This window comes from Nocardioides sp. S5 (assembly GCF_017310035.1).
Taxonomy (GTDB): domain Bacteria; phylum Actinomycetota; class Actinomycetes; order Propionibacteriales; family Nocardioidaceae; genus Nocardioides.
In genome coordinates this window covers 1,022,901-1,035,110 of sequence record NZ_CP022296.1, presented here as the reverse complement: position 1 = coordinate 1,035,110, position 12,210 = coordinate 1,022,901, and the positions used below count along the sequence as shown (strand labels likewise).

Annotated in this window: 10 protein-coding genes; 4 read left to right on the top strand and 6 right to left on the bottom strand. The window is 72.6% G+C overall.

The window, feature by feature from the left end; all coding sequences use genetic code 11:
- Positions 1 to 43 precede the first annotated feature (43 nt).
- The 4 genes from purH to CFI00_RS05115 all read right to left on the bottom strand — a co-directional run bounded on the left by purH (position 44) and on the right by CFI00_RS05115 (position 4,972).
- Entirely contained in the window at positions 44 to 1,648 is a 1,605-nt protein-coding gene (purH, locus tag CFI00_RS05130) for a bifunctional phosphoribosylaminoimidazolecarboxamide formyltransferase/IMP cyclohydrolase (RefSeq protein WP_207084192.1), read from the bottom strand.
- 103 nt (positions 1,649 to 1,751) lie between these two features.
- A complete protein-coding gene (gene purN, locus CFI00_RS05125; RefSeq protein ID WP_207084191.1) occupies positions 1,752 to 2,369 on the bottom strand; it encodes a phosphoribosylglycinamide formyltransferase in 618 nt (205 codons plus the stop codon).
- Between the two features lie 168 nt (positions 2,370 to 2,537).
- On the bottom strand, positions 2,538 to 3,659 hold the full coding sequence (locus CFI00_RS05120) for a YibE/F family protein (protein WP_207084190.1): 1,122 nt from the start codon (positions 3,657 to 3,659) through the stop codon (positions 2,538 to 2,540).
- 71 nt (positions 3,660 to 3,730) lie between these two features.
- Positions 3,731 to 4,972: a DUF6350 family protein gene (locus tag CFI00_RS05115; RefSeq protein WP_207084189.1), complete on the bottom strand. Its 1,242-nt coding sequence runs from the start codon at positions 4,970 to 4,972 to the stop codon at positions 3,731 to 3,733.
- 125 nt (positions 4,973 to 5,097) lie between these two features.
- On the opposite strand from CFI00_RS05115, the gene CFI00_RS05110 reads away from it, so the two are divergent.
- Genes CFI00_RS05110 through CFI00_RS05100 form a run of 3 tightly spaced genes read left to right on the top strand, consistent with a single transcriptional unit; the run spans position 5,098 to position 8,531 of the window.
- Positions 5,098 to 6,996 carry a hypothetical protein gene (locus tag CFI00_RS05110; protein WP_207084188.1) on the top strand — a complete coding sequence of 633 codons (1,899 nt, stop codon included), beginning with the start codon at positions 5,098 to 5,100 and terminating at the stop codon, positions 6,994 to 6,996.
- Positions 6,997 to 7,029: 33 nt separating this feature from the next.
- A complete protein-coding gene (locus tag CFI00_RS05105; protein WP_207084187.1) occupies positions 7,030 to 8,307 on the top strand; it encodes a hypothetical protein in 1,278 nt (425 codons plus the stop codon).
- 5 nt (positions 8,308 to 8,312) lie between these two features.
- Entirely contained in the window at positions 8,313 to 8,531 is a 219-nt protein-coding gene (locus CFI00_RS05100) for a hypothetical protein (RefSeq protein WP_207084186.1), read from the top strand.
- Between the two features lie 3 nt (positions 8,532 to 8,534).
- On the opposite strand, the gene sucD is transcribed toward CFI00_RS05100, so the two are convergent.
- Both sucD and sucC read right to left on the bottom strand, forming a co-directional pair.
- Positions 8,535 to 9,416, bottom strand: a complete 882-nt coding sequence (sucD, locus tag CFI00_RS05095) for a succinate--CoA ligase subunit alpha (RefSeq protein ID WP_207084185.1) — start codon at positions 9,414 to 9,416, stop codon at positions 8,535 to 8,537.
- A 17-nt stretch (positions 9,417 to 9,433) separates the two neighbouring features.
- Positions 9,434 to 10,603 carry an ADP-forming succinate--CoA ligase subunit beta gene (gene sucC, locus CFI00_RS05090; protein WP_207084184.1) on the bottom strand — a complete coding sequence of 390 codons (1,170 nt, stop codon included), beginning with the start codon at positions 10,601 to 10,603 and terminating at the stop codon, positions 9,434 to 9,436.
- A 128-nt stretch (positions 10,604 to 10,731) separates the two neighbouring features.
- Between sucC and CFI00_RS05085 the strand changes: the two genes are divergently transcribed.
- The gene (locus CFI00_RS05085) at positions 10,732 to 12,078 is read left to right on the top strand and encodes a deoxyribodipyrimidine photo-lyase (RefSeq protein ID WP_207084183.1); all 1,347 of its coding nucleotides are present in this window, start codon (positions 10,732 to 10,734) and stop codon (positions 12,076 to 12,078) included.
- Positions 12,079 to 12,210: the final 132 nt, after the last annotated feature.

Sequence of the window (12,210 nt, the reverse complement as noted above, 5' to 3'; positions counted from 1 at the left end):
GGGCGCACTCGACCTTTCCACTCGCGGAGTCGCTTCGCTCCTCCTAGTGGAAAAAGTGCCTCGTGCCGGTGAGGTACATCGTCACGCCGGCCGCCTCGCAGGCTGCGACCACCTCGGCGTCGCGCACCGAGCCGCCGGGCTGGACGATGGCCTTCACGCCGGCGTCGATGAGGATCTGAGGGCCGTCGGCGAAGGGGAAGAAGGCGTCGGAGGCGGCGACGGCCGAGGCGGCCCGCTCCCCCGCACGCTCGACCGCGAGGCGGCACGAGTCGACGCGGTTGACCTGCCCCATCCCGACGCCGACGGACGCGCCGCCGGAGGCGAGGAGGATCGCGTTGGACTTCACCGCGCGGCAGGCGCGCCAGGCGAAGGCGAGGTCGGCAAGGACCTCGTCGGACGCGGCCTCGCCGGTCGCGAGGGTCCACGTCGACGGGTCGTCGCCCTCGGCGGAGATCACGTCGCGGGCCTGCAGCAGCAGCCCGCCCGAGATCGCGCGCATCTCGCCGCCGCCGCGCGTGAGGGGCGGGCACTCGAGGACGCGGATGTTCTTCTTGGCCTGGAGCGCCTCGACCGCACCGTCCTCGTAGCCCGGGGCGACGATCACCTCGGTGAAGATCTCCGCGACCTGCTGGGCCATCGCCACCGAGACCGGCACGTTGGTCGCGATCACGCCGCCGAAGGCGCTGACCGGGTCGCACTCGTGCGCCAGGCGGTGGGCCACCGAGATCGGGTCAGGCACGTCGTCGGAGCAGATGGCGATGCCGCAGGGGTTGGCGTGCTTGATGATCGCCACGGCCGGCTCGTCGAAGTCGTACGCCGCCCGGCGGGCAGCGTCGGCGTCGACGTAGTTGTTGTAGGACATCTCCTTGCCGTGGTGCTGCCTCGCCTGGGCCAACCCGGGCCCCTCGGGGAGGAAGCCGTTGGAGTAGAGCGCGGCACCCTGGTGGGGGTTCTCGCCGTAGCGCAGCACCGCCTCCTTGCTCCACGTGGCGCCCATCCAGGCCGGGAAGCCCGACCCCTCGCTGGTGTCGGTGAGCACGTTGCCCATCCAGGAGGCGACGTGGACGTCGTACGTCGCGGTGTGCACGAACGCCTCGGCGGCCAGGCGCTGCCGCTCGGCCAGCGTGAAGCCACCGGCGGGCACGGCGGCGAGCACGTCGCCGTACGCCGCGGGCGAGGTGACGATGGCGACGCTGGGGTGGTTCTTCGCCGCGGCGCGCACCATCGACGGCCCGCCGATGTCGATCTGCTCGACGCACTCGTCGGGGCTCGCGCCGGAGGCGACGGTCTGGGTGAAGGGATAGAGGTTGCTCACGACGAGGTCGAACGGCTCGACGCCGAGCTCCTCGAGCTGCGCGACGTGGGAGTCGAGGCGGCGGTCGGCGAGGATGCCGGCGTGCACGCGCGGGTGCAGCGTCTTGACCCGGCCGTCGAGGCACTCGGGGAAGCCGGTGAGGTCCTCGACCCTGGTCACCGGCAGGCCGAGCGACTCGATCAGCGCGGCCGAGCCGCCTGTGGAGACGAGCTCGACGCCCCCGTCGTGGAGGCCGCGGACGAGGTCGTCGAGGCCGGTCTTGTCGTAGACGGAGACGAGCGCTCGGCGGATGGCGATGCGCTCCGCGGTGGTCGGGGCGGACTCAGAAGACACGGGACTCCTCGGATGGTGATTGAGTCGAGGCACCCAGGCGTTCGATGTCCTCGCGCGTCACTCCCTGGTGGTGGCCCACCTGCGCCAGTCGTGTGGCAGCAGACTACCGAGGACCGGCCCCGATGCGAACCCGACGGCCCTCCACCGAGAGGCCGTCGCGGGCGATGCGGCCGACCGCGTCGACGAGCATCGCGCGCTCGGCGGTCTTGATCCGCTCGTGGAGCGAGGCGACGTCGTCGTCCTGCTCCACCGTCACGGGCACCTGCGCCACGATCGGGCCGGTGTCGACCCCGGCGTCGACGACGAAGAGGGTCGCGCCGGTGACCTTGACGCCGTGCTCGAGGGCGTCGCGCGGGCCGTGCATGCCCGGGAAGGCCGGGCACAGCGCGGGGTGGGTGTTGAGGGTGAGGAAGCGCTCGAGGAAGTCCGCGGACAGCAGCTTCATGAAGCCGGCCGACACGACGAGGTCGGGCTCGAAGGCCCCCACCTTGTCGCCCAGCGCCCGGTCCCAGTGCTCGCGCGAGGTGTAGTCGCCGACCTTGGCGACGAAGGTCGGCACCCCCGCCCGGTCGGCCCGCGCCAGGCCCTCGATGTCGTCGCGGTCGGCGCCGACGGCGACCACGCGCGCGCCGTACGACGACTCGGTGCAGGCGTCGAGCAGGGCCTGCAGGTTGGTGCCGGCACCGGACACCAGGACGACGATGCGGGCGGGACTGTTCACGCGGTGGAGTCTAGGCGTGTCCTGCGGTCCGGGTCGTCGCGAGCGCCGCTCGGGACGTGCGATGGCAAGGCGGAGGAGGGAGACATGGCGGAGCCATGGCGACTGACGACAACGCAGCCAGCGTGCGTGCCGAGCGGCGCGCAGCAGGCCCGGGTCGCTGGGCGCGCCTCAGGCGCGGTGGGAGGGACTGGCGTCCGCCGTCCGCTCCCGGACCAGCCGTCCCGCGACCAGGGCTGCGACAAGGGTGGTGACCGGCACCGCGGCGAGGATGCCGAGCCCGCCGACGAGGCCGCGCACGACCTCCTGCGCCACGATCTCCTGGCTGACAGCGATGCCGAACGGCAGGTCGAGGGCGGAGAAGACCAGCATCAGCGGCAGCGTCGCCCCGACGTAGGCCAGCACGAGGGTGTTGACGGTGGACGCAGCGTGCGAGCGCCCGATGCGCATGGCGCGCACGAAGAGGGTCCGCGTGCTGGCGTCGGGATCGACGTCGGCGAGCTCCCACACCGCCCACGTCTGGGTCACGGTGACGTCGTCGAGCACGCCGAGGGCCCCGATCACCAGGCCGGCGAGCAACAGGCCGCGGAGGTCGACCTGCGCGGCGATGCCGGAGATGTACTGGCTGCCCTCGTCGACGAGCCCGGTGAAGTGGCCGACGCCGGTGAAGACCCACCCGATCGAGCCGATGACCAGCAGCGAGACCAGCGTGCCGAGCATCGCGACGGTCGAGCGCACGTCGAAGCCGTGGGAGAGGTAGAGGGTGACGAGCATGATCGCCGCCGCGGTGACCACGGCGACCGCGAGCGGCGAGGAGCCCTCCATGATCGCGGGCAGCGTGAAGACCGCGATGAGGACGAGGGAGTACGCCAGGCTGGCCAGCGCCCCGATGCCGCGCCAGCGCGACAGCGCGAGGACGCCGACGGCGAAGAGGAGCGTCAGCACGAGCAGCGGCGGACCGCGGTCGAAGTCCTGGAAGGCGTACTGCTCGCCCTCGGGGGCCTCGGCGGCGAAGGACACGATGATCCGGTCGCCGGGCTCCACGACGGGCGCGCGCTCGCCGTAGGGCAGCAGCGCCTCCGCCTCGCCGGGCGCACCCGGTCCGCTGAGCAGCTCGACCTGGGCCAGCTGGCAGCCGACCACGTCCTGGCGGCACTCGCCGATCTCCTGGACCTCCGCGGTGCCCCGTTGCACGTCCACCCCGGGTCCGCTGATCTCGAGGTCGCCGTCGGGCCAGAGCAGGGCCACGCCGATGACGGTCGCGAGCACGAGCGGGCCCACGAGCACTGCCATCAGCACCCTGAGGTGCCGCGGCGCGGGTCCCAGTCCGGGACGGTCGCCGTGGCTGTGACCAGCCCCCACGCTCAGTCCTCGTCCACCCGGGCGCGCGCAGCACGCCAGGCCTGGAGCGACACCACGGCCGCGCCGAGCAGGGCGCCGACACCGCACGCAGTGACGGCGTGCACGAGGACGTCGGGCACCAGCGGCCCGACGAAGCGCATGCGGCCGGGGCCGGCCGCGCCGCCGGAGAGGGCGGCCAGCACGGCGAACCCGACGCCGGCGACGAGCCCGCCGCCGCATCCGGCGAGGGCGATGCGGTCCCAGGTGAGCGGACGGCCGCGCAGGGTGCGCAGGGCCGCGACGGCGGCGACCAGCGGTGGCACGACCATCAGCGTGCCGACCCAGGCCGGTGGCGTACCGACGGCGGGCAGCGCGGCGAGCAGCGGCAGCGCCGGGAGCGGCCCGAGCACCACGGCCGCGGGCGAGACGAGCGTGGCGCCCCCGACGACGAAGCCGGGGCCGAGCAGGAACGAGCCGGAGAGGAGCGCGGCGTTGGGGAGCAGCGCAGCGTTGAGCAGGGAGTAGAGGCCGATCTCGGACGGGCTCGGGTGCAGCTGGGCGGTCGTCGTGGCCGCGTCGCTGAAGGACAGGCCGAGCGCGACGAGGAACACCAGCATCGAGACGACGAGCAGGGAGGTGAGGACGGCGCCGGCGACCGCGGCCCCGGCGCGGACCGTGGCGGGCAGGAAAGCCGCCCAGATCGCGGCACGGCCGGACCCGACCGCGATGGCGGGCGCCGCCACGAGCGCCGTCATCACCAGGCTCCACGCGAGAACCCGCGGCACGGACGGGTCGACCGTGGTGCCGGCGGCGAGCGTGGCGACCACGACCGCCACGACGGCGTAGCCGGCGAAGAAGGTGGCCACGGCGGTGGGGACGGTGAAGTCGCGCTCGCCGTCGGAGATCCGGTCGGCGTCGGGGCCGTGGCCGGACACCGCGTCGCCGACCCGGTGGCCCAGGCGCCACATCGACCAGGCTGCGATCACGGTGATGCCGAGGGGAACGAGCGTCACCCGGGCTCCCATGACCGTCACGCCGGACCCGTGCCCGGCCAGCCAGGCGAGGGCACCGACCCGCATGCCGTCGCGAGGGGTGCCGTGCACGCCGGCGTCGGTGATGAACCAGCCGATCACGCCCACCGCGAGGAGCACGACCAGCGGACCGAGGGCCGCCAGCACTCCCCCGAGCGTCGCGACGAGCACCAGCGGGCGCGGTCGGGCAGGGGTGGCCCGCGCACTGTCGGGTCGGGTGAGGAGCGACGTCATGACCGCCCCATCATCACCCGGGCCGCGATGATGATCGTGCTCCCACGCCGCCCCCGACGATCCCCCCGGGGAGATCGGCAGGAGGATGTGCGCGCCGTGGTCGGCTCCCGTACCGTGGAGCGGTCATGAGGAGCCCCGAGACGTTCGACGCCTACTACGTCGAGACCCGCACCCGACTCCTGCACGAGGCCTACGCGCTCACCGGTGACGCGCCCGCCGCCCGTGCGGCCGTCCGGGACGCCTTCGTCGTGGCCTGGCACCACTGGCGCAAGGTCGCGCTCCTCGACGACCGCGACGCCTATGTACGCCCGATCGCCCTGCGCCGGGCGCGTCGGCGCCACACTGCGCGCATCTGGCACCGCGACAAGTCCCTCGACGCCGAGGCCCGCAGCACCCTGGACGCCCTGTCCAAGCTGACCGCGCGCCAGCGCGAGCTGCTCGTGCTCAACGGCCTGTCCGCCCTCTCCCTCGCCGACCTCGCCCGCGAGGTCGGCCTGCCGCGCGGCGACGCCGAGCGTGAGCTGCAGACGGCGACCGCGCAGTTCGCGCTGCACCGCGACGCGCCGACCACGGAGGTGTCCCGCCTCCTGCACGACCTCGCCGCACCGCTGGAGGAGATCCGCTGGCCGCGCGCGACCGCGGTCCGCCGGTCGGGCTCGGCGCGACGGCGTACGCACACCGTCATCGGCGCGGGCCTGGCGACCGCCGCGCTCGTCGTGTCGGGATCCCTCGTCGCGACCGGATCCGGCGCCGAGGCCACCAGCCTCGACGAGGAGAAGGCCACCGCCGGCGTGACGGTCCACGCCCCCGTGGACGACTCCGCGGGCGAGGAGATCATCGGCGAGTCCGCCCTGCTGTCGGCCACCCAGATGTCGCGCTTCGGCGCCGGCCTGGACTGGGAGGAGACCGCGACCACCGACAACCTCTCCGGCGACGGGCTGCTGGCCCCGTGCCAGCGCGAGCGCTTCTCCGACCCCGACGGGGTCACCGCGCTGGCCCGCACGTGGGAGGGCTCCGCCACCCGCGTGGTCCGCCGCACCGTGGGCCAGGGCGAGGATCGGCGCACGAAGAAGCGCCGGGTCAGCAACGTCGAGTCGACCGCCGTCCAGATGGTCGAGATGTCGCGCGGCCCGCGGCAGGCTGCGCGCGGCTTCGACACCGCGTCGTCGTGGTTCGCCGGCTGCGCGGACCCGCGCACGCAGCTGCTGTCGACGCACGCGGTCAAGCGCGTCGGCGACGAGGCGCGCACCTTCCGGCTCCGCTCCTGGGGCAAGCAGCCGACCACCATCACCGTCGGCGCCGCCCGCACCGGCAGCCTCGTCCTCACCCACGTCGTACGCAGCCAGGGCCGGGCCGCCTCGGACAAGGCGGTCCTCACCGGGCTCGCCGCCGCCGTCAACGCCGTGTGCGGCGCGGAGGGGGCGGGCACCTGCGCCGGACGCGCCCGGGCCCGGGCCACGGGGCCGCTCGGCGTCGGTACGCCGCCCGGGTTGCTGTCGGTGATCGACCTCCCGCCCGTCGCGGCCGTCCGCGGCCCCTGGGTCGGCACCGACCCCGAGAAGGCCCGCAACAACTACGCCGCCACCCGCTGCGACCGCACCGCCTTCACCGGCAAGGGCATCAGTCGGGCGCTGACCCGGACCTTCCTCTTCCCCGAGACGCCGAACGCCTCCCAGCTCGGCCTGACCCAGACGGTCGGGAAGATGGACCAGGCCCGCGCGCGCTCCTTCGTCGAGCAGGTCCGGAACCGGATCCGCGAGTGCGGCCGCGCCAACCTCGGCACCACCGTGACCCAGCTGGAGTCCTCGTCCTCGCAGGCCACCGACCTGAGCGTGTGGGCGCTGACGATCGAGCTCAACGACCGCCAGTCGTTCCCGTTCCTGATGGCGATCGTGCGCGACGGCTCAGCGGTCTCCCAGCTCGGCTTCGCACCGGACCGCAACATGACGATGTCGCGCCCCGACTTCATCGCCCTCGCCGGCCGGGTGATGGAGCGCCTCGCCGCGCTCGACGGCGCCGGCTGACAACCTTTTGCCCCGCTCGGGTGTCTCACATGCATGAGGCTCCGCGCACCGCTCGTCACCGGCGCCGTCGCCTGCGTGCTGGCGTTCGCCGGCTGCGTCGACCGGGGCCCGGTCGACGCCTCGGGGGCCGGCGGCACCGACAGCGCCGCCGACGCGAGGGCCGCTGACACGGCGGTGGCGACCGGCACCGCGATCCCCGACGGCTTCGCGCTGTCCGCCGGGATGGGCGGACCCTCCGACACCGTCGCGACCTCGCGCAGCGGCACCGGCCTGCGCGACCTGTCGCTGTGCGGGACCTCGCCCCTGCGCGGGCTCGGCCTGCGCGACCGGATGGTCGCGGGCAACAGCGGCGGTGAGTCGGCCGACACCCGCGAGCTGGTGCTCCTGGGGACCCCGGACGAGGCACAGGACGTGGCACGGTCCTTCACCGACCTGCCGGCGGAGTGCGACCCGCCCGACGGCGGCCCCGACGGCGGCCCCGACGGCGGCCCCGACGGCATGGAGACGCTGACCGAGGTGCGGGAGTCGCCCTTCGGCGCCGCCCCGGCCACCACGCTCGTGCAGACCTACGCCTTCGACGGGACACCCGGCGACGGCGCGACCGTCCTCCACGTCGTACCTGTCGGCGCCGCGCTGCTGGTCACCTCGACCTACGGCCAGTGGCCGTCCGACAGCCTCGACGACGGCGTCGCGTCCACCGTCGAGCCGCTGCGCGCCACCGTCGACGCGCTGGCGATCTTCGACGACGGCGCCGAGCCCTCCAGCGCACCCGAGCTTCCCCGGATCCCCCCGGACTTCCCGCTGGACGTCGGTCTGCCGGGGGCGGACGGCGACACCCGGGTCTCGGCGCCGTCACCCGACGGTGACGGCCTGGGCGAGGTCGAGATGTGCGGGCAGGTGGTCTGGCCGCAGCGCGAGACACCAGGAGGCCTCCGCCGCCTGGTGGCCTCCGCGCTCGCTCCCGAGGACTTCGAGTGGCGCGAGCTGTTCGTCCACGCCGGTGCCGACCACGCAGGCTCCGCCATGGAGGTGCTGCGGCAGGCCACCGCGGGGTGCCGCGGATCGGGAGATCTGGTCTGGACGGTGCTCGACCGCGACACGGGCCACGACACCGTGACCGTGGGCCTGACCTACTCCAACGGCCTCGGGAGCTCGGTCTTCCAGGTCACCCGGGTCGGTTCGGCCCGCCTGCTCGTCGCCACGTACGGTGAGGGCTCGCTCGCATCGCTGGACGAGCAGGCCGACGGGGTCACGGGGACCACGGAAGAGATCCTTCCGGCGATGTGTGTGTTCACGAGAACGGGGTGCTAACAACCATGTCCATTCCATCCACGCTGGCCAGCTCGGCCTGCCCGACGCTGCCCTCCTCGCCGCGCCGTGCCGTCGCGCCCGTACGCCTGCTCGGCGCGCACGTGGTGTGGCGCGTGCTCTGGGAGGCCCGGCGCCCGGCCCGCCACGAAAGCCAGACGGCCCCGCAGGTGGACCTGCGGAGCCGTCTGGAGGGAACTGGCGCGAGCCTCGATCAGAGGAACTGATGCCTAGAGCTCGTTGAGGATGGCCCGCATCAGGGCAGCGGTCTCCGACGGCGTCTTGCCGACCTTGACCCCGGCGGCCTCGAGGGCCTCCTTCTTGGCCTGCGCGGTGCCCGAGGAGCCGGACACGATGGCGCCGGCGTGGCCCATGGTCTTGCCCTCCGGAGCGGTGAAGCCGGCGACGTAGCCGACGACCGGCTTGGTGACGTGGTTCTTGATGTAGGCCGCGGCACGCTCCTCGGCGTCTCCGCCGATCTCGCCGATCATCACGATCGCCTTGGTCTCCGGGTCGTTCTCGAAGGCCTCGAGCGCGTCGATGTGCGTGGTGCCGACGATCGGGTCACCACCGATGCCGATGGCGGTCGTGAAGCCGAAGTCCTTCAGCTCGTACATCATCTGGTAGGTCAGCGTGCCCGACTTCGACACCAGGCCGACCGGGCCCTTGCCCGCGATGGTGTGGGGCGTGATGCCGGCCAGCGACTCCTCCGGCGTGATGATGCCGGGGCAGTTGGGGCCGATCATCCGGGTGTTCTTGCCCTCGAGGTACTGCACGACCTCGGCGGTGTCGAGGACGGGGACGCCCTCGGTGATGACCACGAGGAGCGGGATCTCGGCGTCGATCGCCTCGATGCAGGCGTCCTTGGTGAAGGCCGGGGGCACGAAGGCCACCGACACGTCGGCGCCGGTCTCCTTCATCGCCTCCTCGACGGTGCCGAAGACGGGCAGCTCCTTGCCGCCGAGCTCGACGGTCGTGCCGGCCTTGCGCGCGTTGACGCCGCCGACGATGTTGGCGCCGGACTCGACCATGAGGGTGGTGTGCTTGGCACCCATGCCACCGGTCATGCCCTGGACGATGATCTTGCTGTCCTTGGTGAGGTAGATAGACATCTCTTCAGTTCTCTCTCTCAGGCCTGGTGGGCGAGCTCGGCGGCCTTGTCGGCCGCGCCGTCCATCGTGTCGACCTGGGTGACCAGCGGGTGGTTGAGCTCGTCGAGGATGCGACGGCCCTCCTCGACGTTGTTGCCGTCGAGGCGGACGACGAGGGGCTTGCTCTCCTCGTCGCCGAGGATCTCCAGCGCACCCTTGATGCCGTTGGCGACCTCGTCGCAGGCAGTGATGCCGCCGAAGACGTTGACGAAGATGCTCTTCACCTGCGGGTCGTTGATGATCACGTCGAGACCGTCGGCCATGACCTGGGCGTTGGCGCCGCCGCCGATGTCGAGGAAGTTGGCGGGCTTCACGCCGCCGTGCGCCTCGCCGGCGTAGGCGACGACGTCGAGGGTGCTCATCACGAGCCCCGCGCCGTTGCCGATGATGCCGACCTGGCCGTCGAGCTTGACGTAGTTGAGGCCCTTGTCCTTGGCCTTCGACTCCAGCGCGTCGGCCTCCTCGCGGATCTCGAACTGCGCGTGGTCGGGGTGGCGGACCTCGGAGGCGTTGTCGTCCAGCGACACCTTGCCGTCGAGGGCCTCGAGCTTGTCGCCCTCGAGGCGGGCCAGCGGGTTGACCTCGACGAGGGTGGCGTCCTCCTCGACATAGACCTTCCACAGCGCCTGGACCATCTCGATGGCCTGGTCACGCAGCTCGGCGGGGAACTTGGCCTCGTCGACGATCGCGGCGGCCTTCTCGGGGGTCACGCCCTCGAGCGCGTCCACGCGGATCTTCTTGACGGCGTCGGGGTTGGTCTTGGCGACCTCCTCGATCTCCACGCCGCCCTCGACCGAGGCGATGCACAGGTGCGAACGGTTGGAGCGGTCGAGCAGGAAGGAGAAGTAGTACTCCTCCACCGGGGGCGTCGCCGGGGTCACCAGGACCCGGTTGACGGTGAGGCCCTTGATCTCCATGCCGAGGATGTCGCGGGCGTAGGACTCGGCCTCGTCGGCGGTCTTGGCGATCTTCACGCCACCCGCCTTGCCGCGGCCGCCGGCCTTGACCTGCGCCTTGACGACGGTGACTCCGCCCATCTCCTCCGCGGCGGCGCGAGCAGCCTCGGGGGTCTCGGCGACCACGCCCAGCGTGGTTGCGACTCCGTGCTTGGCGAAGAGCTCCTTCGCCTGAAATTCCATCAGGTCCACGAGGTGACCGGTCCTTTTCGTCTGCGAACAGTGGCGGGGTTTCCCTCTCGGCACCCTAGACCTCCGCACAGGGGTCGCACGAGGTCGGGTGAGCGTGGTGGTGGTCACCCCCCGGCTACGTTGAGGCCATGTCCTCGGCGAAGTCCTCGGAGAAGTCCTCGGAGAAGTCCTCGGTGATGTGGTTCAGGCGCGACCTCAGGATCCGGGACAACCCGGCCCTGCTCGCCGCCCTCGAGGAGGGCACGGTCACGGCGCTGTTCGTGCTCGACCCGGTGCTGTGGAAGGGCGCCGGCCCCGCCCGACGGGCCTGGCTGTCGGCCAACGTCCTCGCCCTCGCCGAGCGCATCCCGCTGTCGGTCCACGTCGGAGACCCCCGCGAGGTGGTGCCGCGGGTGGCCGACGGGCGCCGGGTGCACGTCTCCGCAGAGACCACGCCCTACGGACGCCGCCGCGACGACGCGATCGGCTCGCAGGTCGAGCTGGTTTCCACCGGCTCGCCGTACGCCGTGGGGCCGGGGCTGGTCCGCAACGGCAGCGGCGGCGCCTACCAGGTGTTCTCCGCCTTCGCGCGGGCCTGGCGCGAGCACGGGTGGCCCGAGCCGGCGCACACGCCCCGCTCCCCCGACCTGGCGCCGGCCGACTCCCACCAGCGCGCGCTCGACATGATGGAGGAGGCGGTCACCGACGCGCCGTTCGACCTGCCCGGAGCCGGTGAGGACGCCGCGTGGCGCCGTTGGCGGGAGTTCCGCGACGGCGGGCTGGAGGACTACCCCACCGAGCGCGACCGCCCCGACCACGACGGCACCTCGCGCCTCTCGGCGTACCTCCACCTCGGCGTGCTCCACCCGCGCTCGCTCCTCGCCGACATCGACACCGAGTCCACCTGGGCCACCGAGATCGCCTGGCGCGAGTTCTACGCCGACGTCCTGTGGCACGAGCCGGCCTCGGCGTGGCGCGACCTCAAGCCGACCCTGGAGGGCATGCGCTACGACGACCCCGAGGACGCGATCGATGCCTGGCGCACCGGCACGACCGGCTACCCCATCGTCGACGCCGGGATGCGCCAGCTGCTCCACTCGGGGTGGATGCACAACCGGGTCCGGATGATCACCGCGTCCTTCCTCACCAAGGACCTGCACGTCTGGTGGCCCGTGGGCGCCCGGCACTTCCTCGACCTGCTGATCGACGGGGACGTCGCGTCGAACAACCACGGCTGGCAGTGGGTGGCCGGCACCGGCACGGACGCCTCCCCCTACTTCCGGGTCTTCAACCCGGTCACCCAGGGCCTCAAGTTCGACCCGCAGGGCGACTACGTACGCCGCTGGGTGCCCGAGCTGGTCCACCTGCCCGGCAAGGCCGCCCACGAGCCGTGGAAGTTCGACCTCGGCTACGAGCACGACTACCCACGTCGCATCGTCGACCACGCGGACGAGCGCAAGGAGGCGCTCGAGCGCTACCAGGCCGCACGGGGCTGATTTCGACGCGAACGTGTCCGCATAGCGACCGTATGCGCGATTCCTCCACCTTTTTCCTGGGCATTGCCCGATCCCGTGATCTATCCGTTACAGTCGTGCGCGGTCTTGCCGACCCGACCCCCCTGACCCGGC

Coding starts and splice junctions, on each gene's coding strand:
- CFI00_RS05110 (WP_207084188.1), top strand. CDS start 5,098: ATGAGGAGCCCCGAGACGTTCGACGCCTACTACGTCGAGACCCGCACC.
- sucD (WP_207084185.1), bottom strand. CDS start 9,416: ATGTCTATCTACCTCACCAAGGACAGCAAGATCATCGTCCAGGGCATG.
- CFI00_RS05085 (WP_207084183.1), top strand. CDS start 10,732: ATGTCCTCGGCGAAGTCCTCGGAGAAGTCCTCGGAGAAGTCCTCGGTG.
- CFI00_RS05120 (WP_207084190.1), bottom strand. CDS start 3,659: ATGGCAGTGCTCGTGGGCCCGCTCGTGCTCGCGACCGTCATCGGCGTG.
- CFI00_RS05115 (WP_207084189.1), bottom strand. CDS start 4,972: ATGACGTCGCTCCTCACCCGACCCGACAGTGCGCGGGCCACCCCTGCC.
- CFI00_RS05100 (WP_207084186.1), top strand. CDS start 8,313: ATGTCCATTCCATCCACGCTGGCCAGCTCGGCCTGCCCGACGCTGCCC.
- CFI00_RS05105 (WP_207084187.1), top strand. CDS start 7,030: ATGAGGCTCCGCGCACCGCTCGTCACCGGCGCCGTCGCCTGCGTGCTG.